We start from the raw sequence: 1,043 nt of genomic DNA, 5'->3' as shown, positions 1-1,043 counted from the left end.
ACATTATGGATGCACGTTTACGTAAATCTGAATTATTAGATTTGGCTTCGTATGCAGACTTATCGGTGCAAACGAAGATGGCTGAATCGCCGCAGCAGGTCCTCGATTTTTTATACGATCTTCATGAGAAAGCTAAGCCTCTTGCGGAGAAGGAGTTTGTTGAGCTGACAGCTTATGCAAAACAGAAATTCGGATTGGCTGAGCTAGCTGCATGGGATGTACCGTTTGTGACGGAGACCTTGCGTAAGGAACGATTTGATGTCGATCAGGAATTACTACGCCAATATTTCCCTTTGCCAACGGTTTTAAGTGGCTTGTTTGAAGTACTAAAGCGCGTTTTCGGTGTTGAGCTTGAAGAGCAAGAAGGGGTAAGTACGCCAGTCCCCGATGCGCGCTGTTTTAAAGTTTTGCAAAATGGTCAAGCCTTGGCGTATATCTACATGGATTTGTATTCGCGTGATGGAAAACGTGGCGGCGCATGGGTAGGTACATGTCATAAATTGACAGAGTTCGACAAAGAAGAGCCTTTATTACCTGTTGCGTATTTGGTCTGTAATTTTGCTGCGCCGAGTGACGGAAAGCCAAGTTTGCTGACACATTCCGACGTCGTAACCTTATTCCATGAATGCGGTCATGCAATGCACCATTGCTTGACTAAGATTTCTTATCCTGAGATTTCTGGGATCGCTGGTGTGCCTTGGGACGCTGTTGAGTTGCCGAGTCAATTTCTGGAAAACTGGTGCTGGCAGCCCGAAGCGCTCGAGTTTTTGTCGTCACATGTCGATGACAAGGAGAGCTTGCCTGACGCATTGATTGAAAAGATGATGAAAGCCAAGAGCTTTATGGCTGGAATGCAGACTGTTCGTCAATTGGAATTTGGCTTGTTTGATTTCTGTTTACATCATGAATATCAAAAGGATAAAACCGATATACAAGGGCTACTAGAACGCACGCAAGCAGATATATCCGTTGTGCCTGTTCCATCATTCGCACGTTTTGCTAACGCGTTTACGCATATTTTCGCAGGCGGTTATGCGGCGGGT

At 45.4% G+C, this 1,043-nt stretch carries 1 protein-coding gene; it reads left to right on the top strand.

Going from position 1 to position 1,043, the window contains the following annotated elements:
* Positions 1-1,043 (top strand): M3 family metallopeptidase (locus tag A3739_RS14925; RefSeq protein WP_231877090.1); only part of this gene is annotated, 1,043 nt, incomplete at both ends.

The organism is Oleiphilus sp. HI0067 (assembly GCF_001635735.1).
The sequence above is the reverse complement of the archived record's forward strand: the minus strand, read 5'-3'. Positions and strand labels throughout refer to the sequence as shown.